Consider the following 21,988-nt stretch of genomic DNA (forward strand, 5'->3'; position numbering starts at 1 on the left):
GTATACAGCCTGTACCAGTACTGACGTGCAGACAGAAAACAAAAAAGGTTATGTTGAATCGAGTACTAGGCTGACGTCTGCCTGTTCCCACTCAACACCTCTGCCGCCCAAAGCTTACATCGCCGCTGAAACTGATAACTAAATAACCGCTAAGCCCTAGAGGCCTGAATCAAACACAAGCGGTTATAGGATGATAAAGAGTAATAAATAGAACTCGGCACCGCTACAGCACACAGCGACTGCGCCTACCGCGCAACTGCCACAAGTTCAGTGTTACTACGATTACGGGAAAATCAGCTACTATAGCCAACTGTAACTGTGCCCACAAGGCACGCTTTTTTCGTTTCAATCTCGTACAAAGCTTTTAAGCTTTAGCGAAACGAATGGCTAACAGAAAGCTGCTATACCCGCGTTTTGCTCCGTCATCCGGTTAATCAATTCAGTCGTATTCGTTTACTTCCCTCCCCAATGCCTTCGATGTTTGCCGCGCAACATTGAGACACTGTTTAATGAAAAGAATGCTAATCAACGCTACCCAGCCAGAAGAGCTGCGCGTAGCACTAGTGGATGGCCAATGGTTATACGACCTGGACATCGAGAATCGTCACAGAGAACAAAAAAAGGCCAACATCTACAAAGGTAAAATTACCCGAATTGAGCCCTCTCTTGAAGCAGCCTTTGTCGAATACGACAACGGCCGTAATGGCTTCCTCCCTCTTAAAGAAATCTCCCGCGAATACTTCATAAAGCAACCCCGCGACATTGAAGGCCGCATTCGAATCAAAGATGTTATAAAGGAAGGCATGGAAGTTGTTGTACAGGTGGACAAAGAAGAGAGAGGCAACAAAGGCGCCGCTCTCACCACTTTTATAAGCCTTGCAGGTCGCTACCTCGTTCTTATGCCCAACAATCCGCGTGCTGGTGGAATTTCACGTCGCATTGATGGCGATGACCGCTCTGAACTGAAGGATGCATTGAGCCAAATCGATATCCCAGAAGGTATGGGTATTATCGTACGCACCGCTGGTGTAGGCCGCTCTGCCGAGGAATTGCAGTGGGATATGGGTTACCTCACACAACTGTGGGGCAATATAAAAAAAGCGGCAAACGAATCCAGCGCACCTGAGTTTTTGTTCCAGGAAAGCAACGTTATTATTCGCGCCATTCGAGATTACCTGCGCCCGGATATAGGCGAAGTTATTGTCGACAACCAAGAAGCATTCGATCTCGCAACCACGTTTGTAGACCAAGTAATGCCTAACTACCGTAGCAAGGTAAAGCTCTACGGAGAGTCTGTCCCCCTGTTTAACCGCTTCCAAATCGAAGGCCAGATTGAAACGGCCTTTCAACGCGAAGTTAAACTGCCTTCCGGCGGCTCTATTGTTATAGATGTGACGGAGGCTTTGATTAGTATTGATATCAACTCCTCCCGCGCGACTAAAGGTGGTGACATTGAAGAAACCGCATTACAAACCAACCTAGAAGCCGCAGACGAAATCGCCCGTCAGTTGCGCCTGCGCGATATGGGTGGCTTAGTCGTCATCGACTTTATTGATATGCAGCCAGTACGCAACCAGCGCGCGGTGGAAAACCGTATGCGCGACGCGTTGGATATGGACCGGGCCCGAGTTCAAGTAGGCCGAATCTCCCGATTCGGACTACTTGAAATGTCGCGCCAGCGCTTGCGTCCATCACTGGGTGAAACCACCTCAAAAGTCTGCCCACGCTGTAGTGGCCAGGGCACCATTCGCGGAACAAAAAACATCGCTCTATCGATTATCCGCCTAGTAGAAGAAGAAGCTCAGAAAGAACGTAGTGCTGTTATTCGCGCCATTGTACCCGTTAGCGTTGGAACCTACCTTCTCAACGAGAAGCGTCAATCTATCTACGATATCGAAAAACGACACTCCACTCGTGTAACCATCTTACCCAACACCGATATGGTTACTCCACACTTTGAAGTTCAGCGACTGCGTGATGACAACGAATCCGCAACTGAAATCAGCTACCAGATCGAGCTAAACGGCGAAGAGACTGCGGATATCGTGGAAGTGAAAGCTGCGCCCGCGGACAATATGCCAAAACCAGCAGTTCAACAGGTCGCGCCTGCGCAGCCTGCACCGACACCAGCCAAAGAACCTGGCTTACTTTCTAAGGTGCTTAAAGCACTTGGCGAATTGTTTAAAGGTGAGGCAAAGCCTGTAAGCAAGCCAAAAAGCAAAGGTCGCGGGCACCAGAAACGCAACGACAACACCAACAACCGCAATAGCAATCGCCGAAACAACCGCCAAGGCGATCGCGACAACAATCGTCAGAGTGGCCGAGACAATAAGCGCGAAGTTGAAAATAAAGAAACCAGCGGTCAACGCGCCCCAAAAGAATCTAACCGACGTGATCGCGATCAGCAACAAGGGGAGCGTCCAGAGCGCCGTCGCCGCAACCCGCGCACTGGAGATAACACCGATAAGTCTGTAACTGCAAACAACAGTCAGGTCACCGCTGAAAACGGACGCACAAGCAACAACGAAGATCGCCCAAACAAACGCCCATCAAATCGTAGAGGGCGCCCACAGCAGCGTCAGCGCGGCCCATTGCCTGAGGTAGAAGCTGGACTAAGCCAACAGGCCATCGGCGAGCTTGAAGCAGACCAGAGCAAACAAACCGGTAATGATGAGATTGAAGCCAAAGTGTCCGCACCGGCAAATGATGAGGCCAAAAACGATGAACGTGGCGATACACGTCAACGTCGTGGCCGCAACCGCAATCGTAATCGAAACCGTCGTGAAGATAACCGCCAACAGCCCTCCACCGATGAGCAAGCGGTAACTGAAAGCACTAACGCTAACACCGATTCAAAACCCGTTGAACCTGCAGTTGTTGCAGAGCCGCAGGTTAGCACCCCCAAAACCTCGAGACCTGCTGTTTCCGAGCAAGTAAAAGATGCCCCAGCCCCAGAGAACAACAGGGAAAAGGCATCTTCAGCGGATAAAGAGGCACCCTCAACGGTGAAAGAGGCGCCTTTAGCTAAGAAAGAGGTACCCGCTGAACCGAAAGTGATTGTTAAACCAGAAGAGCCCGCGGCCGAAATCGAAAACAAGCCATCTATCGCCCAGGCCGAATTGGAACTCACTCCAGCCACAGAAACAGCAGCAAAGGCCAGTAAAAAAGTAGAGGCCAAACCTGTTGATGAAACCGCTGAGAAAGAGCCTGTAAAAGCCGTAGAGCCAGTATCAATACCAGCGCAACGCGAACTTACCCGCACCTCCAACGACCCACGCTTAGCGCCCAAGCCCGTCGCCAACACACTCATCACAAGTGTTTCCAGTAGTGTGCATATGGGACGACCATTGAACACTGGGGAGCCCGCGAAAATTGAGCGAAAACCTCGCGACATCAAGCGCCCAGCGAACGACCCCAGAGCCAAGCGGCAGCAAAATCCAGCAGCCGAAACGACAACAACATCGGATTCCAACCTATAGCCGATACCACTTCATTAACTCGGCGGGCCAAGCCTCAAACGTAACCCGTTGAGTTAATTCGATAATTTTTGGAACAACCGCTTGCGACAAACGTAATCCTATGTATAATTCCGACCCTTCCGGTGGGCTGGCTGAGTGGTCGAAAGCGGCGGTCTTGAAAACCGTTGAGTGTAACAGCTCCTGGGGTTCGAATCCCTAGCCCACCGCCATAAACAAAACCTCGCATATGCGAGGTTTTTTTATGCCTAATACAGCTTGAACAAGCTCTATTACTCATTGGGCAAGGGCCATAGACGCCCCGAATCAAACAACACTTACGCCGTTATCCGCAGCCACGCCCGGTCTCGTAGGTTATTTAGGTACTCCTCACCCGACTCGCGGCAAAGTGTTATCACCGGTTTACTGATCCCAGCACTACCTTCTAATTACAGCAATCCATACGAAAGTGTAATCTTGCAAGCCAAAACAAGTTGTTGTGCAGAGAGCGTTTTACACATTCATCCATAATACAAGCCCGTCGGCACAGTACAGCGCTGAAATTAACGATGAAATAGATGGTCGGGCGACCAAATATGTTGTGGAACGATATAGCCTCGAGTCAACCTAAGAAAATAATTTCTATGGGACAAAAACACATTCCACAACTTTCTACTTTTCACGTCCAACAAAACACTCACATTAACTTTTCCAAAATAACCCAGACATTATCCAAAACAATAGATTGCGCTTCAGCAGTTGGATGTAAACGATCAGCCTGCATTAAATGATTATGTGTCGCCACATCCTCCAACAGGAAGGGAACCAGAGGAAGATCATATTCTCGCGATAACAGTTTATATTGGTTGAAAAATGGTTCTGTATAGCGTTTCCCATAGTTGGGGGGGAGATGGATTCCTGTAAGCACAACCTTTGCCCCAGCCTTCTGGCTGAGTTCAATAAGCTTGCCAAGGTTTCGGGTAATATAAGGGATGGGTTTTCCCTGAAGCCCATCATTAGCCCCCATTTCCAAGATGACAATGTGTGGCTGATATTGCTGTAATAACGATGGAATTCTCTGCAGAGCAGCGGCACTGGTCGCACCTCCGACGGATGCATTCACGACGCGATAGCGCGCACCGTACTCAGATTGCAAATCTATGCGCTGCTGCAAGAGGTAGACCCAACCCTGCTCTTCAGCAAGATTGTAGGCTGCGCTAAGGCTATCCCCAACAACTAATAAATTTAGCTTTTGCTCTGCATGGCTTGTAGGTACAAAGCCATATAAGGAAATAATGCACAAATAGAAATATAAACGTTTAAGAATCATTACCAAAGCTGCCCTTATGTGTAAAACTCCATAATCAGAAAAATTTAATTCAGGCAGACAACATGCTTCAAACCCGAAATCTTCATCATTGCGTGCCAGTATTCGATGGCCAACTTGAGATACTGAAAGGTATTAACCTCGAAATCAAGCGTGGAGAATCTGTTGCTATTGTCGGCGCGTCCGGCTCTGGCAAATCAACCCTACTTGGAATGCTGGCCGGCTTGGATGTTCCCACTTCTGGCGAGGTCTTACTGGACAATACGGATATCACCCGGCTCAACGAAGAAGAACGTGCGGGTATTCGCGCTAGGATGGTATCGTTCGTATTTCAAAATTTTCAGCTCCTAGGTAGCCTATCGGCGTTGGAAAATGTGATGCTTCCACTGGAAGTGGCCAACCGACAAGATATTCAACAAAAAGCCAAGAGCTATCTTGCGCGAGTCGGCTTAAGTGAACGGGAACATCACTACCCACGACAACTGTCTGGAGGAGAGCAGCAACGAGTTGCCCTTGCTCGAGCATTTTCTTCCGAAGCACCCGTGCTGTTTGCAGATGAGCCCACAGGGAATCTGGACTCCATAACCGGAAAATCGATTGCAGACTTGCTCTTTACCATGAACCAGGAAGCCGGCACCACTCTTGTTTTGGTTACCCACGATCAATCCCTCGCAAATCGCTGCCAAAAACAATTTCGTATGGAAGCTGGCGAGCTGGAAGTTGTGCAATGAAATCTATTTTTACATTATTCTGGCGAGATTTTCGCAGCGGGGAACTCAATATTCTGATTTTCTCTCTACTCTTGGCGACCGCAACCGTCACAAGCATAAGTTTGTTTACCAGTCGGATTCAAAATTCCATACTAGATGAAGCTACAGAGTTTCTAGCCGCCGATGCTCAAATTCGTAGCACGCTTGCAATCAAACAGCCCTGGCAGGAACAAGCCAGCGCCAGCGGCCTGCAAACAGCCAACCTAGCGACCTTCCGCACCATGGCATTTTCAAACAATGGCATGCAGCTTGTTGCCATCAAAGCCGTGAGCGAACAGTACCCACTAAAAGGTGCTGTAACACTTTCAGACCAACTATTAGGTAAAGCGTATACTGCTTCACGAGCCCCCGCCAAGGGGGAGCTGTGGTTAACTTCACGATTATTTTCTGCTCTCAATATTCAAGTTGGCGAATCACTGACTATTGGCGATGCCAGCTTTATCGCATCCCGAGTACTGATCAAAGAACCAGATAGTCCCCAAACATTTTTTGGTGTCGCACCACGCATAATTATGCACTACGCAGATATCGAAGCCACAAACGCAATACAAGTCGGCAGTCGAGTCAATTATGCGCTACTCGTCAGCGGAAACCAAAAGCAAGTTAACCAATTCAAAAAATGGATCGAACCAGAATTGGGGAATCACGCTCGCTGGATCGATGTGAAAGACAGCAACCAAAACGTAGGTGACGCCTTGGAGCGCGCCGAAAAATTTTTACTCCTGGCCGGTAGTCTTAGCGTTCTACTATGCGGTGTAGCCATTGCGTTGGCGGCCCGTCGCTACGCTATCCGTCAGTCACCTACCGTCGCACTTCTAAAGACCTTTGGGCAAACACCTACACAAATTTTGCTTCGCTATTTAATCGTTCTCGTTGTATTGGGGTGTAGCAGTGTACTGTTAGGCGCAATGCTCGGCTGGATATTACACGGTGTCATCCTACAGTTACTGCATTCTCTGCTCCCGCCCGAGCTGGCAGCAGCATCTTTAATGGCTTTTTTCACTGGCGCCATTGCTGGATTTGTTACGTTACTCGCATTTGCTGCACCACCACTCATTTCATTGCGCAACATTCCTCCAGCTGCGGTATTAAGACAGGGAGCCAGCAATAATATTGTCAGTCCACGAACAGCTTCTATCTTGGGCTTTACCACGATTACATTACTGATTTTCGTCTATAGTAAAAATATAATGATAACCACAGTAATCGCCCTTGGCGGCCTGATAACGCTAATCGGTGGCGGACTATTAGCGTGGCTGATTCTTGCTATAGCAAAGCAACTGAGCCATAAGCTCAACAACGAGTGGCGACTGGGAATTGCCAACCTAAAGCGTCATCAAGGTTTTAACGCCATACAAATCGTTATATTTTCCTCCATTTTAATGCTACTGCTCATTCTAATTGATACCCGTACGAGTTTAGTTTTTCAGTGGCAAAAGCAATTACCCGAACACGCCCCTAATCATTTCCTATTTAATATATTTAATGATGAAAAACCAATAGTCGAAAACTTATTAAAGCAGGCAGAGCTCAAGTTCAGCCCCTTTTATCCGATGACCCGTGGACGCATAACTCTAGTAAATGGTGATTCAGTAAAACCGCGTATTGAAACAACAGAATCCCACATGAATTATGAGCGAGAGTTAAACCTTACATGGGCAACTACTCTTGGTGATGATAACGACATTATCGAAGGCCAATGGCATGGTGACAAAAACGAAGACTTAATTGTTTCAGCAGAATTGGAATATGCTCGAGGGCTTGATTTAAAAGTGGGCGACCAGCTCACCTTTAGTGTTGCTGGCGAGAAAATGACAGCCACGCTAGGTAGTTTGCGATCCGTTCAATGGGATTCAATGAACCCCAACTTCTTCATGATTTTTAGCCAGCCACTCCTAGATAATACCGCGACCAACTGGTTAACAAGTGTCTATTTGGATCCGCAAAATAAAACCATACTTAATCAGCTCACCAGCCAGGTGCCAACAGTATCAGTTGTTGAATTAGACCAGATGATAAAGCAAGTACAGAGCATTATCGGACAGGTATCTTTAGCCGTGGAGTTTATTCTTCTACTCGTACTGGCCGCAGGGACCTTGGTATTGATTACGAGCGTACAGGCCACGCTCGATGTCCGTTTCCAGGAAAGCGCCATTCTTCGAACACTTGGAGCCAAGCGAAGGCTGGTACTACGAGTACTTATAATTGAATTCACCAGCTTGGGCTTTATGGCTGGCCTGCTCGCCAGTATTGGTGCTCAGTTTTCCCTATATTTATTGCAGACTCGAATATTTCAACTAGAGTTCTCTGCAAGCCCCCTAGTGATATTGCTGGGCCCTGTCGCTGGCGCTTTACTTATTGGCACAATTGGCTGGTTATCCACTCGGAAAGTTACCTATCAGCCCCCCCTTACCATTTTAAGGTCTTTGGAGTGATGTCTACATCAGACAGCCCTGAGAATCGACAAGCCAAACTCAATAGAGAAACGGCCAGTATTGCGTGGAGGGAATTACAACGGTTCTTTGCTACAGGCAAAGCGGTTTTCGTGTCGCCCAACATCGATTTATTGGACGTTGCTGAAGCGTTATTAGTTGACGATTCGACGAAGCTTAAGCAGTGGATGAGCGAGGATTTAGTTCATCCTGTTTCAGATACTGAAGCCAGTAATTGGTACGACAAGGACGCTTTCGTCTGGCCTGTCGTCATTTCCCCGTGGGTTTTAGTTCAACCAAAGTAAAGCCCTGATTGCCCTAAGTCAACCACAACTCAAATGGATAACAAGTGAAGGTATGAGCAAGTTATAATGAGGGATTCGTCTTTTAACCATGCAAGCTATCGTTTTACCCTTACGATCTAGGAGACTATATGGCCACCGCCAATATGCGCAGTTTGGCAGCAACAGTACTACTATTTGCAGCAATTCTTTTCACTGAACTCTTTGGGATACCCGGCGTAAACCTTACCCACGCTCAGGAAATCACTGCAGCCATATTGATCGTTGCTGCGGTGCTGTGGGTTTCGGAGTGGGTATCACTGTTTGTTGTGAGTTTTATGATTCTCGCTCTGGAAATTGTCTGGTTGCTCCCCGCCCTGCACGACCTGGGGAACACGAGTCTGAAAACCAGCATATTTTTCAGCCCCTTCTTCTCTAATATCATCTTGCTATTCCTGGGGGGATTCGTTCTATCCAGTTTGATGCAGAAATACGGTCTGGATATTCGCTTTGCTCAATTAATTTTACGACGTACCAAGGGCCTGCCCTCACTAACACTTTTGGGCATCATCCTCGCCTGTTCGTTTTTGTCGATGTGGATTAGCAACACCGCTACAACGGCCATGATGCTGACGATGGTATTTCCTCTTATCAAAAAAATCCCAGAGGGAAACCCCTTCCGCAAGGCGCTCGTTCTGTGCATACCTTTTGCCTGTAACCTCGGCGGCATTGGTACCCCCATTGGAACACCACCCAACGCAATCGCACTCTCCTACCTAACGCAGCACGGTTATACCATCAGCTTCGCCAAATGGATGATCCTTACATTTCCCTTCTTGATCTTTTTCCTGTTTCTTTTATGGCAAATGCTACTGCGCCTATTTCCCGCAGGAGACTTGCGACTGGAAGTACCCGAGCGACATACCGGTAAGTTTGGCCTAAAACACTGGGCTGCGGTTGCCGTATTTGCCACCACAGCAATGGGCTGGTTTTTCGCCAGCAAACTGGGCCTGGCGACCGGTACGGTCGGCCTATTCCCGGTAATTGTATGCTTCTGGTTTGGCCTATTAAGCACCCAGGATTTTCGTGACCTACCGTGGGATGTGCTCTATATGGTATCCGGCGGTCTGGCCCTCGGTGTCGCGCTAAACATTACGGGTTTAGGTGAGGTCATGATTAACGCCTTGCCGCTTGAAGGCTCTCCGGTAGTTCTACTTATGATCACTGCTGCGGTTGCGGGAGCTATGTCCACAGTAATGAGCAATACCGCGACGGCTGGCCTGGTAATCCCTCTTGTGATGAATTTGCCCTTCGAAAACGAATTTATCCTTGCACTGGTCGTGGCATTGGCACTAATGTGTTCCATGGCTATGGCTTTGCCCGTGAGCACACCACCCAATGCCATTGCATTTAGCTCGCGAGCCATTAGCAGCAAAGATATGATACTGACTGGAGGGATTATTACCCTGGTTGGTTACGTGTGTGTAGCGTTTTTTGGCCCTATGTACTGGCAGTTCGTACTGTCAATTATGGGGGTATAACATAACAATAACGAAGGGAATCTTGATAAGTCATCGACACTGAGTCCAGACATACAGGATTCCCATTAAACAAGCGGGTGTATTGTTGTTTTGACGACTAACTACGTCATCAAAATATGCACCACCCGCAATACTGGGGGATTTGTTGTGGGAGAAATAATGGAAGTAAAAATTCAAAAATGCCAAAGCTGCAGCTCCAGAAATTTGCGCAATGTTCTTGTACGAGATGAGTTACAAAAGGTATTTGTCCAGTGTCGCGACTGCGGCGAATTAGTCGCTCGCTACGTACTGGCCAAAGGTGGCTATTTCCACGCAGGCAAAGGCTTTGAAAGCTTTTTGCGCTCAATGGAACGTGATGGCGACACGATCAGTGCTCGGGATCTCAACTCATCGTTTGACGATCTGGAAACGAATATTCAACAAGAATATAAAGAACTAACCAATATTATGAACGATATCTACGGCGAAAAATTACCGTAGCAACACGTGCATACGTACAAAAGCAGTGCCCAAGAAGTACTTTACATGTGATGAGTAGTTACACCCTGTCCTAGAACAATTGGCTATAGCACGCTATGCTTTTGTTATGATGCTGGCGGAATACAATTATGGAAGAGGTCGACATTACCGTCATTGGCGGCGGTATTAATGGCGTAAGCGTTGCGGCTGAGGCTGCAAGCAGAGGATTGCGTACGGTTCTCGTTCATGACAGCGATCTAGCCTCCGGTGGCTCTGCCACGCCGGTTACCCTTTCGGGTACACACCTGCAACACCTATCCGCGCTCGATTATTTTCAGCTAAACACCATGCTAGATGAGCTTCAGCGCTTGGGACGCACTGCGCCGCATCTGCTTGAGCTTCTTCCCGTCACACAAGTGAACGGCGAACCCGTAAAAGAAACCGGTGAAGGTTTAATCGAAAAGTACTTCCAGGGTGTGCGAGATAAATCTCTCGCCTCCATGTGTACCGAGAGCTTCTCTACAAAAATACAAAGCCTTGCGGCAAAAATCAAACCTTCCCGGCTTATCATCTGCAAAGCTCTGCAAGCACAGAAGTATGGCGCCATCATCCTGCCTCGGCACAAGGTCACCTCAGCCAGTAGGCAAGTCAAACACTGGGAGCTACAACTTGAAAGGCAGCCAGCGCCCTCGGATACTACAAACGAAACTGCTACCGACATAAAAAGTAATATTATTATCAATTGCAGTGGTTGGTGGGCCAATGAACTTATGGAAAATCTCCTCCATATCCGCACACGATGCAAAGCTAAGGAAGAGCATCGCACACAGTTTTTCTTTCGCAATCCAGGCATTCCTCTCAAATGGAAGCATGGCAATAAAAATCGTGTAATAAAGCTTCAAGGCAGCAGTAAGCAGGCCTATTACGCATATCCCGTTGTCAACGATATACTGGCTTTCGGGCCTCGCAAATGCGATCAGCAGGGATATGCAGAATGCATCGATCTGCAACAGGGTTTTATTGATACCTGGAATCAAATAGTCACGGCCCACTATCCACACGCAAAACTCACCCCAGAGCATTTTGTATTTTCCCGAAAATCACTGCTCGCGCTAATTGCAGACCCTTGCTCCAACTCAGACACGCCAATGACAACGCCTTTACACGATCTGGATAATCCTGGAGGAGCCGCCATACTGCTTAATATTTTTGGAGTCGACGCCGCCATACACCGAAAAACCGCACATCAGGCCTTAGATATCTTACAGCCCTTCCTCAAGAAAAAAGCACGTCCAGGCTTTAAAGACGAAATACTTCCCGGTGGGGATATTCAATCGAAAACTATTTCAGACTACGTGGTACAGCTCAGCTTAGAGTACCCTCAACTACCCGGCACTCTCCTTTCACACATTGCTAATAATTACGGTAATTTGGCTTATGCAATATTGGGGGAAAGCCAAACAATAGAAGATATGGGCGAGCATTTTGGTGGAGATCTGTATCAACGAGAAGTCGACTATCTTATGAATATGGAGTGGGCTTCAACGCCAGAAGATATCATTTGGCGGAGATCGTTAATCGCCTTCAGTTTAGGAAAAAACGAAGTCGAGACCTTACGCAGCCACATGAAAAGCAAACAAAAACATGTCGCTCACGCCTCTAAAGCCAGATAATGGCGCGCAAAAAAACATTCCCTATGGATAATCACTGCAGTTTTTGAGAATCTTCGCAGCCTTAACGCGAACGCGTTAACCATTCCCCCGAAACACCTCCTATACTGATTGAATTATAAAAATCTGTAGAGTTATTCGTGTAAGAATGACAACACTAACCCTTTAACTACCCACTGCAACATAATCTCCAAACAGGAAAGAAAAATGAACGGAAATATTGAATCTTACATTCAACAGGCTACCGATCTTGTCGTCACATACGGCGTTAAGATCGTCATGGCCATCGTCATCTATATCATTGGTAAATGGATTGCTGGAGTCGTAGCGAGACTACTCGAAAGATTGATGAACGCGCGAAGTGTCGACCCCACAATCAGTAGCTTCGCCCGTAATATTGTGTATTACATCCTTCTAGCAATGGTTTTCATCAGCGCCTTAGGACAGCTAGGCGTGCAGACTGCCTCCTTCGTCGCCATAGTCGGTGCCGCGGGTTTGGCTGTTGGTCTAGCTCTGCAAGGTTCGCTGGCAAACTTTGCAGCAGGCGTATTGATCATCCTCTTTCGCCCACTCAAAATCGGTGATTTTGTTGAAGCCGGCGGTGCTGCAGGTGTGGTTAAGGAAATTTCTATTTTTTCCACTATCCTCACCACCGGCGACAACAAGACAATTATCATCCCCAACGCAGGCATTACAGGCGGAAATATAACCAACTACTCTACTCAGGCAGAACGCCGTGTAGATTTCACCGTTGGTGTAGGCTATGGCGCCAATCTGGATCTCGTCCGCAAAGAACTTGAAGCGATCGCGGCGGAAGACGAGCGAATTATTCAGGATAAAGGCATCACCATCGGCTTGGCTGAACTCGCGGACTCTTCTGTGAATTTTGCTTTCCGCGTTTGGACGAAAACTGAGAATTATTGGGCCGTTTTCTTTGAGACTAACGAAAAAATCAAAAAACGCTTCGATGTCGCAGGCATAGAAATCCCATTCCCTCAAATGGATGTTCATGTGTCGAAAGACTAGCCTCATCCCCCTTGGGCCGCCGTTTCCGGCGGCTCATCTTCACTCGTATTGTCGCTTAATTCTCCCTGCCCTCACCTTTCGAAACAATTTCTGATTGACTAGAGCCAACCAGCTGCGCTTAAATACACGCCTCACTATTATTCACCTAAAAACCACAACATATTGGGATCGGGAATGACCAATACCACTACAAATAGTCTTTCAGACAGTTTAGAAAAGCAGCAAGAATCCGTTCATCCAGCGCTACAAGCGGCCTCAGAAGACATCTGGGACAAGAAATATCGCCTCAAGGATGCGCACGGGGAATCCGTCGATGCCGATATACACGCAACACATCTACGTGTCGCAAAAGCGTTGGCTGATCAAGAACCAAAACAGAAAAAACACTGGCAGGAACAGTTCTTGTGGGCACTCGAAAACGGTGCTATCCCGGCAGGCCGAATCATATCTAACGCCGGTGCCAGTAAATACAAACCGGCGACCTCAACCATCAACTGTACGGTATCTGGTAGCATCCAGGATTCCATGCACGGTATTCTACAAAAAAATCTGGAAGCAGGCCTTACCCTGAAAGCCGGTTGCGGTATCGGCTATGAATTCTCAACTCTGCGCCCAAAAGGCGCTTATGTATCTGGTGCGGGCGCCTACACCTCCGGCCCACTGTCGTTTATGGATATTTTCGACAAGATGTGCTTTACCGTATCCTCCGCTGGCGGCCGCCGAGGAGCCCAGATGGCCACCTTCGATGTCCACCACCCAGACGTCCAAGACTTTATTCGCGCCAAGCGGGAAGATGGCAAGCTGCGGCAGTTCAATCTGAGCCTGTTGATAACCGACGATTTCATCAAAGCCGTAAAAAACAAAACTGACTGGCCATTATCCTTCCCTCTTTCACAAATGGACCTGGAACACAAGCCTCTGGATCTGGAAGACGACACGGTAGTCGTATGGCGCCGTGTTTCAAACCCAGAAAACTATATTACCAATGATGCCGGCCTCACCGCTTGCCGTATCTACCGCACCATTCCGGCAGAGCGCTTGTGGAACCAAATTATGGCCTCCACGTACGACTATGCCGAGCCAGGGTTTATTCTTATCGATCGCGTTAACCAGCAAAACAACAACTGGTTCTGTGAAAACATTCGCGCCACAAACCCCTGCGGTGAACAGCCTTTGCCGCCCTATGGCAGTTGCCTGCTCGGCTCGGTAAACCTGACTCTGTTCGTGGAAAACGCCTTTACCAAAGACGCTCGTTTCGACTGGGAACGCTACCGACAAGTTGTCTCGATATTCACCCGTATGCTGGACAACGTCGTAGAAATTAACGGTTTAGCACTGCCGGAGCAGCAAGCCGAAATCACCAACAAGCGCCGCCACGGTATGGGATTCCTGGGCCTGGGTTCCACCTTGGCACTGCTGGGCATCCCTTATGGTAGCTCCGCATCTATCGCCTTTACCGAACAAGTAAGCCGCGAACTCGCTGTTACAGGCTGGGAACAAGGTATCGCGTTAGCCAAAGAAAAAGGTATGGCCCCAGCACTGAAGCAAGAATTTGACGTAACCGAATCTATGCTTCAACAACGCCCTCAAATGCAAAAAGATGGCCTTAAGATTGGTGATAAAGTCCCAGGCCGAGTGCTGTTCTCTCGTTACAGCAAGTACATGCAGAACCTCGCCGAAGAAGCTCCAGAGCTTATCGACCAGTTAGTTGAGCACGGTTCCCGCTTTACCCATCATTCCTCTATCGCTCCAACGGGGACTATCTCTCTATCTCTGGCCAATAATGCCAGTAACGGTATCGAGCCCAGCTTCGCTCATTATTACTCACGTAATATTATTCGCGAGGGCCGCAAGACGAAAGAAAAAGTAGACGTCTACTCTTATGAATTGCTTGCTTACCGCCACTTGGTTGATCAAGAGGCAACCCCGGACACCCTGCCAGATTACTTCGTCTGCGCTGACGATATCTCACCACAGCAACATGTAGACGTGCAGGCAGCGGCACAAAAATGGGTGGATTCTTCTATATCCAAAACCATCAATGTGCCCACTAACATCCCCTACGATACCTTTAAAGACATTTACCTCTACGCCCACGAAAAAGGGCTGAAGGGGTGCACCACCTTCCGCTTTAATCCGGAAGCCTTCCAGGGAGTTTTGGTAAAAGAAGAAGACCTTGCCAATACCACCTATAGCTTTGAGCTGGAAGACGGTACAAGTGTCGAATTAAAAGGCAATGAAACCGTCGAATATGATGGGGAAGAACACACGGCAGCCAACCTCTACGATGCATTGAAAGAAGGTTATTACGGAAAATTTTAGGAAATCGTCATGAGTATTGTAAAAATCGACAAAAAAATTACCGGTTACGGTATCCAGAAAGAGCCGCCGGCAAACGAGCCCACGACGGGAGCGGCAGATCAACAGGCAGAGCCTGAAATCGAGCATATGCATGAAAACGTAGACCGCCCCGAAATGCTGCTGGGCTCGACCTACAAAATTAAGACCCCGTTATCGGATCATGCGCTCTATATCACGATTAACGATATTATTTTGAACCCAAATACCGACCACGAAGTACGTCGCCCGTTCGAAATTTTTATCAACTCCAAAAATATGGATCACTTCCAGTGGGTGGTCGCCCTGACCCGTGTAATCTCTGCGGTATTCCGTAAGGGTGGTGACTGCACCTTCCTGGCAGAAGAAATGCAGGCGGTGTTCGACCCCAAAGGTGGCTACTTCAAGACCGGTGGCCGGTTTATGCCATCACTGGTGGCTGAAATTGGCTATGCCATCGAATGCCATATGAAAACCATCGGTTTACTTGTGGACGACGAACTATCCGATATCCAAAAGAAAATTCTGGTAGAAAAACGCCGCGAATACGAAGAAAGTGAAGGGAAAAAAGCCAAAGAGGGTGAATTCCCAGAAAGTGCCCAACTGTGCATGAAGTGCTACACCAAGGCCATGATTCTTATGGACGGATGCATGACGTGCCTCAGCTGCGGCAACTCCAAATGCGGCTAAACCAAAATAATACTTTAAAAGTGGACGCTTAAGCCCAATATCACTTACCAGACAAGGAACTTTCATTTAAGCTTCGAGCCTAAAGTAGAAGTTTCCATGCCCCTTGCAATTTCGAAGGGGCTTTGTATGATTATCTGCAAATAAACACGTTTGGAGTTGGACAATGCAAGAGCTATACACTCAATCGTCAACAGGCGCATCTTCACTGGAGGTCAGTAAGGTATTACGTAATACCTACGCCCTTCTGGCAATGACCATTGCCTTTAGTGCCGTAACGGCAACTATTGCTATGGCGATCAACTTCCCATACATGGGCTTGTGGATGCTACTGCCTTATATTGGTCTGCTGTACGCTGTAGAAAAAACTAAAAATAGCACGGCTGGTATCTTTTGGGTCTTTGCCCTTACGGGTTACCTTGGCTTAACGCTCGGCCCAATCCTAAGTTTTTATATCGGAACAACCGGTATCGAGCCCATCATTATGGCATTGGGCGGCACCGCTCTGATTTTTTTCGGTTTATCTGGTTATGTCCTGGTTACTCGTAAGGATATGAGCTTCGCGACCGGTTTTATTATGACCGGTTTCCTAGTGGCCTTTGTCGCCATGATGGCCTCTGCCTTTTTGGATATAAGTGGGTTAAGCCTCGCCGTAAGCTGCATGTTCCTGGTGCTTTCTTCACTGCTGATTATGTGGCAGACCAGTGCAATCATTCATGGTGGCGAAACCAATTACATCTCAGCGACCGTTACCCTGTACGTGAGCTTATACAATATCTTTACCATATTACTGAGCTTCCTTGGCGCCAGTGACGACTAAGCGAAGACCATGTACTCCAACGGCTCTGCTATTGCGGGGCCGTTTTTATTTGTGAGACAAACTAATTGAGCGCGCTAAACTTTCACATTCTGGTAAATGCCCCGCCACATTCTCAAACCGCAAAGCGCGCGATGGCGTTTGTTTCCGACAGCCTCAACATGGGCCACAATATCTGCCAGATCTTTTTTTACGGCCCTGGCGTAAAAAACGCCCTTAGTCAGGAATGGATAAAACTTATTCATCAACAATCGCTCGAAGCCACTGCCTGTATAAATTCTGTAGAAGAATACGCCCCCCAACTGCAACAAAAAGCAGATTCTCCCGTGCAAGTCGCAGGAATGGCGCAACTGGCAGCGGCGAGCAAGAATGCAGACAGAACCATTACCTTTGGCTTACGCTCAAACGATACGGCTGATACACCGGAATGAATGGCCACACTCTTATCACCATCTACAGCGAGGCCGACGAGCACCAAATAAAAGCTGCATTTGATGCCGCACTGACGAAATGTATCTTTGAACAACCCGTTACTGTTGCCATATTGGATTCGTTCGAAACAGTAGAGCAAAGTCGGTCATTTTCAGGCATCATAAACACCAGCGCCACATTGCTTAGACAACATTTTAAAGAAGTCGATATCCTCTGGGTCAAACTGGTAGTACCCCCACAGCCGCTGCTGGAAACAACTAGCAAAACTATCAGCTACGATACGTTTAGAAAACAACTCCACCAAAGCAATAATCTACTGCAATTTTAGGGTAATTCGTTTTCGATGCTTCATATAATCAACTTTGAAAAATACCTTTCTGAAGCGTCATTAAATGCTCTCTGCAAGCTGACTGAACCGGACGACAGCGTTGTTTTAATCAACCTTGACGACAACCGCTCTAAGACAGTAACTAAATTTTTGGAGAGTCTACAACACAATGAAATTTACACTTTAACCGATTATCCCGATAGCAACTTACCCCCATATAAAGGGTTGCACGCAATTAACAATCAACAATTCATTCAACTTTGTGTTGAGCACTCCCCCATTAACAGTTGGTATTAACTTTCATGCAACATACCGGTACTGCCCTAGCAGCAGATTACGAGCAACAACTCAATGAAAAAATCACTGTAACAGAAAGCGAATTCACAGAATTTTCTCCACCCGAGCTAGAAGTCTTCCCATCGCCTGCCAGCCATTTTCGCATGCGCGCGGAATTTAAAATCTGGCACGACAAAGAAACGGGTAGTGCCAGCTATGCCATGCACAAACCGGGCGTCTCCAATAAGCCGTTTATTATTGAAGATTTCACTATCGGTTCGGCCACCATCAACCAACTAATGCCCGCCCTGCTAACAGAAATCAATCTCAGCGAAACACTTAAGCGCAAACTCTTTCAAGCAGAGTTCTTGACCACAACAAAACAGGAAGCCCTAATTTCCTTGATTTACCATAAGCCCATCACCGAAGAGTGGCGCCAACAAGCAAAAGCTTTAGCAGAAAAGCTACAATGTAAGATTATTGGTCGTAGCCGCAAGCAGAAAATGGTAATAGATAACGACTGGGTAACAGAAAAATTTACGGTAGGCGGAAAGAAATACCAATATCAGCAAGTTGAAAACAGCTTCACTCAACCGAATGCCGTCGTATGCTCCCATATGCTGAACTGGGCAATTGACACTATCAAAAACATTGGAGGGGATCTATTAGAGCTCTACTGCGGAAACGGTAACTTCACGCTACCGCTATCCCGACAATTCAATAAAGTATTGGCCACTGAAATCTCTAAAACGTCAGTTAATTCTGCCAAGTTCAACATGCAAGAAAACCAATGTAATAATATAGATATCGCCAGAATGTCCAGCGAAGAATTTACTCAAGCATTAAATCGGGAGCGGGAATTTCGCAGACTAAAACACATAGATCTCGATGACTACGATTTTTCCACGATTTTCGTTGACCCACCTCGCTCGGGCTTAGATCCAGACACCGAAGAACTCGCCGCTCGTTTTGACAACATCCTCTACATATCGTGCAACCCCACCACATTAAAGAAAAATATTGATCACCTATCCAAAACGCATACCATAACTCGCTTTGCTCTCTTTGATCAATTCCCCTATACCGATCATCGAGAGTGCGGTGTTTTATTACAGCGAAGAAAGTAGTAAAAGGGTGTTTCAAGCGGTCTGTGATTTTCATAAGCCGCTGTAAAAGCGGCGCAATAAAGCTCGTACAGTAACTACAGACGCACGCCTATTCGGCGAAACCCTAGCTCTTCGCTATATGCTCCGTATAAACTGCCTTGTTCTCAATAAGTCGTTCAGCTGCTGCAATAATAAAATCGTGGTACTGCCTTTCGAGATTCAGTCGCTCCGTTTCGAACGAGTTCTTTTCTTTTTTAGAGAGCGCCTTCCATGCATCAAGAATTGGAATATGCGCGGTCGACTGCGCCAGCTTAAAAAACGCCACATAATACTCGAGATCTTCCTTCGGCAAACATATAGCCTCGAGTAAAACGCTGACACGCATACTCGTTTCAGTTGCCGTAACCTGGCCTCCAATCATCCCACGGCACAACACTACAATACTACTCAACGCGTACCTGCGCTTATCCAAGCGTTCCAGCGTCTGTTTTTGTTTTGCGCGATCACGCTCAACCTGACGCTGAAATAATTTCCAGTGTAAGTAAGCCGCAATGGAGGCCAGCACCACAACAATAATAACTGCAATTGCGATCAAGAATGGGATACTCAAAGCTTATCGGATCCTTCTGTGTTTTCTCCTACCTCTGCATGTGCTTCATCTAATGGCGGCAGCCCACCCTCATCCCCATCGCACTCCAACGCAGCGTCCTTAATACTTTCGGGAATATGACGACTAGTTTTCGCACCCAAACCCCTTAGTGTTTCTACCCGTTTCACCACATTGCCCCGGCCATCCACCAGTCGCTTGCGCGTTGTATCGTAAGCTTCCGACGCTTTGTCTAGAAATTTCCCAATATCATCGATGGAGGACAACAGCATAACGAACTGGTCATACAACTTGCCCGCACTCTGAGCAATTTTTTCCGCGTTATTATTTTGTTTTTCGTAGCGCCACAAGGTTTCCACTGTCCTTAACGCAACCATAAGGCTCGACGGACTAACCAGCACAATATTATTGTCGTAGGCTTCCTTAAACAACGCCGGAGCCGATTGAATAGCCGCTATGTACGCTGCTTCTACGGGCACAAAAATAAAAACGAAATCGAGGGTGCGTATACCCTCTAGATTCTCATACTTCTTTCGAGACAAGCCTTTAATATGTGTGCGTAGCGAATCCACATGTTTCTTTAACGCCAGCTCCTTTTCTGCGGCACCCGCCTCCTGACAGAAACGCTCATAATCCAGCAGCGATACTTTTGCATCGATAACAATATCCTTACCTTCGGGCAAATGGACAATAACATCAGGTTTAAACTTTTTACCCACTTCGTCTGAATGGGTTTTCTGTGTTTCATACTCTCGTCCACGCTCAAGCCCGGATTGCTCCAGCAAACGTTCCAGAATAATTTCACCCCAATTGCCCTGCGCCTTGTTATCTCCTTTTAAAGCCGTAGCCAAATTATTCGCATCACTACTGATTTGCTGTGTTTGTTTTTGCAGTTCCGCAATCTGCCCCACCAACCGGTTTCGCTCACTGTTCTCCTTGTGGTACACATCCTCAACTCGCTTATGAAAATCTCTCAACTGCTCTTTAAAAGGGTTTAACACCGATTCAATATTAGTACGGCTGCTGGTCGCGAACTGCTGCTGCTTAGCGTCAAACAATTTATTGGCTACTAACTCAAACTCTTTAAACAAACGCCCCTTAGTCTCCTCCAACAGCTGCTTTTCACGCGTCTGGTGAAGCTGCTGCTGCTCGAACTTGGTTTCAATTTGTATGCAGCGCTCTTTATACCCATTTAAACCATCTATTTCCTCCTGACGGAATGCCATCTGCTGCTTACACGTTGTCAACTCAGAGTACAGCTTGGCAATATCCAGCTCACGCTGGTGCAACTGAATCAGCTTATCCTGATCTAACTGGGCCAATTGTTGACGAATTACATTAACTTCCGATTCGCAAGAACGTTCAAAACGTTGCAGCTTTGAGCGAAAGATCAAGAAGTAAACGGGCAAGAGCAAAACAATTGAAATGAGCGAAGTAACAATATAATGAGCAAGAGGAAGAGGAAGAATTAAAGTTTCTGACATTATGGATTCTGTATAGAGTTTTAAAGCTCTGTTATTATCGATGGGTGTTCGTTCTAGGTAAACCCGGATAATAACATTGTGAGTAATAAACCGAATATTCTTGTTTTCGATTCTGGCGCGGGGGGGCTAAGCATTGCGCAGGAAATCCTTGCACTCTACCCCGATTCAAATCTAATTTATGCCGTCGATAACGCAATGTTCCCCTATGGACTAATGGATGATGACCACCTTATCCAGCGAATAATCGCCGTTATTGGAAAGCTGCTCTCGCAATTTAACCCAGATATTGCCGTAATCGCATGTAACACAGCCAGTACAATCGCGCTAGATCAACTCAGAACGACGTTTGACACGATTTTCGTTGGTGTGGTGCCAGCAATCAAGCCCGCAGTGGAAAGCTCTAATAGCGGCGTTATCGGCCTCCTGGCAACCCCCGCAACGGTAAATCGCCAATACACAGACACTCTTGTACGGGAATTTGCCCCTAACTGCGACATTATTCGTTTGGGAAGCAGCAAACTGGTTGGATATGCCGAAGCCTATATACTGGGCGAAGACGTGAACAGTGCTGATTTAGAGCTGGAGTTAAGTCCCTTGATTTCTCAGGCTAAGGGCAAATCCATGGATACGATTGTTTTAGCCTGCACGCATTTCCCCCTGTTAAAAAAATGCTTCCAGAAGATTAAAAGCCTTGAAACGATTCATTGGGTAGATTCAGGCAATGCTATCGCTCGACGCGTCGGCTTTCACATCGACAAACTTACGCTTTCCTCCCACCATTCAGCTCAATCTAGCAGAATTGTCTTTGCTTATACGGATCCCTTCACACAAACAAAAACAAAAAGTGCCTATCAACTATTCCTGGATCGAGACAACCTATATCAAACCGAGCACACGGCTATTTTCTAGCCCCCACAAAAAAGCCTTACAATATAAACTGTAAGGCTTTCAAA

General features: G+C 47.2%; 18 protein-coding genes and 1 tRNA gene. 16 read left to right on the forward strand and 3 right to left on the reverse strand.

Annotation, left to right across the window (positions count from 1 at the left end; all coding sequences use genetic code 11):
* The first annotated feature begins 509 nt into the window (after positions 1-509).
* Both rne and H5715_RS08055 read left to right on the forward strand, forming a co-directional pair.
* Positions 510-3,479 carry a ribonuclease E gene (gene rne, locus H5715_RS08050; protein ID WP_075185193.1) on the forward strand — a complete coding sequence of 990 codons (2,970 nt, stop codon included), beginning with the start codon at positions 510-512 and terminating at the stop codon, positions 3,477-3,479.
* Positions 3,480-3,600: 121 nt separating this feature from the next.
* Positions 3,601-3,688 (forward strand) — tRNA-Ser (locus tag H5715_RS08055).
* A 464-nt stretch (positions 3,689-4,152) separates the two neighbouring features.
* Here H5715_RS08055 and H5715_RS08060 read toward each other — a convergent pair.
* Positions 4,153-4,785 (reverse strand): arylesterase, encoded by a 633-nt coding sequence (locus tag H5715_RS08060; RefSeq protein ID WP_083607980.1) that lies wholly within the window; start codon positions 4,783-4,785, stop codon positions 4,153-4,155.
* A gap of 62 nt (positions 4,786-4,847) precedes the next feature.
* On the opposite strand from H5715_RS08060, the gene H5715_RS08065 reads away from it, so the two are divergent.
* From H5715_RS08065 to trmA, 13 genes are all read left to right on the forward strand, one after another.
* A complete protein-coding gene (locus H5715_RS08065) occupies positions 4,848-5,513 on the forward strand; it encodes an ABC transporter ATP-binding protein (RefSeq protein ID WP_075185192.1) in 666 nt (221 codons plus the stop codon).
* Entirely contained in the window at positions 5,510-7,987 is a 2,478-nt protein-coding gene (locus H5715_RS08070; protein ID WP_075185191.1) for an ABC transporter permease, read from the forward strand. Before H5715_RS08065 ends, H5715_RS08070 begins: the two co-directional genes overlap by 4 nt.
* Positions 7,987-8,289, forward strand: coding sequence for a DUF2288 domain-containing protein (locus H5715_RS08075; RefSeq protein WP_075185190.1), 303 nt, complete (start codon positions 7,987-7,989; stop codon positions 8,287-8,289). The genes H5715_RS08070 and H5715_RS08075 overlap by 1 nt, the downstream gene beginning before the upstream one ends.
* Positions 8,290-8,417: 128 nt before the next feature.
* Positions 8,418-9,806 (forward strand): SLC13 family permease, encoded by a 1,389-nt coding sequence (locus tag H5715_RS08080; RefSeq protein WP_075185189.1) that lies wholly within the window; start codon positions 8,418-8,420, stop codon positions 9,804-9,806.
* 159 nt (positions 9,807-9,965) lie between these two features.
* Entirely contained in the window at positions 9,966-10,286 is a 321-nt protein-coding gene (locus H5715_RS08085; RefSeq protein WP_075185188.1) for a hypothetical protein, read from the forward strand.
* Between the two features lie 128 nt (positions 10,287-10,414).
* Positions 10,415-11,938, forward strand: a complete 1,524-nt coding sequence (locus H5715_RS08090; RefSeq protein WP_075185187.1) for an FAD-dependent oxidoreductase — start codon at positions 10,415-10,417, stop codon at positions 11,936-11,938.
* Between the two features lie 204 nt (positions 11,939-12,142).
* The gene (locus tag H5715_RS08095) at positions 12,143-12,961 is read left to right on the forward strand and encodes a mechanosensitive ion channel family protein (protein ID WP_075185186.1); all 819 of its coding nucleotides are present in this window, start codon (positions 12,143-12,145) and stop codon (positions 12,959-12,961) included.
* Between the two features lie 174 nt (positions 12,962-13,135).
* Positions 13,136-15,283 (forward strand): adenosylcobalamin-dependent ribonucleoside-diphosphate reductase, encoded by a 2,148-nt coding sequence (locus H5715_RS08100; RefSeq protein ID WP_075185185.1) that lies wholly within the window; start codon positions 13,136-13,138, stop codon positions 15,281-15,283.
* Between the two features lie 9 nt (positions 15,284-15,292).
* Positions 15,293-15,988: a TSCPD domain-containing protein gene (locus H5715_RS08105; RefSeq protein WP_075185184.1), complete on the forward strand. Its 696-nt coding sequence runs from the start codon at positions 15,293-15,295 to the stop codon at positions 15,986-15,988.
* A 163-nt stretch (positions 15,989-16,151) separates the two neighbouring features.
* Positions 16,152-16,805 carry a Bax inhibitor-1/YccA family protein gene (locus H5715_RS08110; RefSeq protein WP_075185183.1) on the forward strand — a complete coding sequence of 218 codons (654 nt, stop codon included), beginning with the start codon at positions 16,152-16,154 and terminating at the stop codon, positions 16,803-16,805.
* A 65-nt stretch (positions 16,806-16,870) separates the two neighbouring features.
* Positions 16,871-17,233 carry a DsrE family protein gene (locus H5715_RS08115; protein WP_075185182.1) on the forward strand — a complete coding sequence of 121 codons (363 nt, stop codon included), beginning with the start codon at positions 16,871-16,873 and terminating at the stop codon, positions 17,231-17,233.
* Positions 17,230-17,562 carry a hypothetical protein gene (locus tag H5715_RS08120; protein WP_075185181.1) on the forward strand — a complete coding sequence of 111 codons (333 nt, stop codon included), beginning with the start codon at positions 17,230-17,232 and terminating at the stop codon, positions 17,560-17,562. The genes H5715_RS08115 and H5715_RS08120 overlap by 4 nt, the downstream gene beginning before the upstream one ends.
* 302 nt (positions 17,563-17,864) lie before the next feature.
* A complete protein-coding gene (trmA, locus tag H5715_RS08125) occupies positions 17,865-18,965 on the forward strand; it encodes a tRNA (uridine(54)-C5)-methyltransferase TrmA (protein ID WP_075185179.1) in 1,101 nt (366 codons plus the stop codon).
* Between the two features lie 103 nt (positions 18,966-19,068).
* Here the strand turns inward: trmA and H5715_RS08130 are convergent, their stop codons facing one another.
* The gene (locus tag H5715_RS08130) at positions 19,069-19,554 is read right to left on the reverse strand and encodes a DUF2489 domain-containing protein (protein ID WP_083607979.1); all 486 of its coding nucleotides are present in this window, start codon (positions 19,552-19,554) and stop codon (positions 19,069-19,071) included.
* Positions 19,551-21,035 carry a DNA recombination protein RmuC gene (locus tag H5715_RS08135; protein WP_075185178.1) on the reverse strand — a complete coding sequence of 495 codons (1,485 nt, stop codon included), beginning with the start codon at positions 21,033-21,035 and terminating at the stop codon, positions 19,551-19,553. Before H5715_RS08135 ends, H5715_RS08130 begins: the two co-directional genes overlap by 4 nt.
* A gap of 78 nt (positions 21,036-21,113) precedes the next feature.
* On the opposite strand from H5715_RS08135, the gene murI reads away from it, so the two are divergent.
* Positions 21,114-21,944 carry a glutamate racemase gene (gene murI, locus H5715_RS08140; RefSeq protein ID WP_075185177.1) on the forward strand — a complete coding sequence of 277 codons (831 nt, stop codon included), beginning with the start codon at positions 21,114-21,116 and terminating at the stop codon, positions 21,942-21,944.
* Positions 21,945-21,988: the final 44 nt, after the last annotated feature.

Origin of the sequence: Teredinibacter haidensis (assembly GCF_014211975.1) — a bacterium.
GTDB lineage: Bacteria > Pseudomonadota > Gammaproteobacteria > Pseudomonadales > Cellvibrionaceae > Teredinibacter > Teredinibacter haidensis.

Coding starts and splice junctions, on each gene's coding strand:
- rne (WP_075185193.1), top strand. CDS start 510: ATGAAAAGAATGCTAATCAACGCTACCCAGCCAGAAGAGCTGCGCGTA.
- H5715_RS08060 (WP_083607980.1), bottom strand. CDS start 4,785: ATGATTCTTAAACGTTTATATTTCTATTTGTGCATTATTTCCTTATAT.
- H5715_RS08065 (WP_075185192.1), top strand. CDS start 4,848: ATGCTTCAAACCCGAAATCTTCATCATTGCGTGCCAGTATTCGATGGC.
- H5715_RS08070 (WP_075185191.1), top strand. CDS start 5,510: ATGAAATCTATTTTTACATTATTCTGGCGAGATTTTCGCAGCGGGGAA.
- H5715_RS08075 (WP_075185190.1), top strand. CDS start 7,987: ATGTCTACATCAGACAGCCCTGAGAATCGACAAGCCAAACTCAATAGA.
- H5715_RS08080 (WP_075185189.1), top strand. CDS start 8,418: ATGGCCACCGCCAATATGCGCAGTTTGGCAGCAACAGTACTACTATTT.
- H5715_RS08085 (WP_075185188.1), top strand. CDS start 9,966: ATGGAAGTAAAAATTCAAAAATGCCAAAGCTGCAGCTCCAGAAATTTG.
- H5715_RS08090 (WP_075185187.1), top strand. CDS start 10,415: ATGGAAGAGGTCGACATTACCGTCATTGGCGGCGGTATTAATGGCGTA.
- H5715_RS08095 (WP_075185186.1), top strand. CDS start 12,143: ATGAACGGAAATATTGAATCTTACATTCAACAGGCTACCGATCTTGTC.
- H5715_RS08100 (WP_075185185.1), top strand. CDS start 13,136: ATGACCAATACCACTACAAATAGTCTTTCAGACAGTTTAGAAAAGCAG.
- H5715_RS08105 (WP_075185184.1), top strand. CDS start 15,293: ATGAGTATTGTAAAAATCGACAAAAAAATTACCGGTTACGGTATCCAG.
- H5715_RS08110 (WP_075185183.1), top strand. CDS start 16,152: ATGCAAGAGCTATACACTCAATCGTCAACAGGCGCATCTTCACTGGAG.
- H5715_RS08120 (WP_075185181.1), top strand. CDS start 17,230: ATGAATGGCCACACTCTTATCACCATCTACAGCGAGGCCGACGAGCAC.
- trmA (WP_075185179.1), top strand. CDS start 17,865: ATGCAACATACCGGTACTGCCCTAGCAGCAGATTACGAGCAACAACTC.
- H5715_RS08135 (WP_075185178.1), bottom strand. CDS start 21,035: ATGTCAGAAACTTTAATTCTTCCTCTTCCTCTTGCTCATTATATTGTT.